Annotated in this window: 1 pseudogene; it reads right to left on the reverse strand. The window is 44.0% G+C overall.

Annotation, left to right across the window (positions count from 1 at the left end):
• Positions 1-237: 237 nt before the first annotated feature.
• Positions 238-647: pseudogene (locus tag ACS8FC_RS18375) on the reverse strand (MFS transporter); the annotation flags it as partial.

Raw genomic sequence — 647 nt, forward strand, 5'->3', positions numbered from 1 at the left:
CGTTGGTGTGGTGTTCTGATAGGTCTGAATATTTTGCGTGGCACAGCCAGAGGTCAGTAGCATGGCTGACAGTCCAAAACCTATCGCCAGCTTATTAAACTTACTCATATTAATTCCTTTTAAATTGAGATAAATATTTTGCGGTCACTAATTAATAGTGACGGTCTACAGGATTGTTGTCTACTCAGTTCTGCCTATTTATTTTTATTCATCTGAAAATATTACCTATATAGCATATTAAATATCTAACGGACTTTGCGCCAAATGCGATAGCGCCTGTCGTGACTCATCTGTTATTTGGGTCTTATCTAACTTGAGATAAGCGACCTGCTCTTTTGCCATCACGACCAGCTCATCTACGCCATCGACTGCTAGCATTTGACGTGACCAATCTTGGATATTGATGTTTTTGGGAATGGTCACTGTCGTGCTTGATAAATAAGGCGGCTGGGCAATGGGGATAATCAGCAGCAATGCGATGCCCATGACAAGTGCCAATAGCCCCCATGCCAGCAGATTAGACTGATTTAATAACAGCCCGCCCATCGCGCCACCAACGAACGCACCTAAAAACTGGCTAGATGAGTTTAGCCCCATTGCGGTCGCTTTATTGGCGACTGGGGCACGCTTGGATATCCAAGATGGAA

This window comes from Psychrobacter sp. 1Y4, from assembly GCF_051847555.1.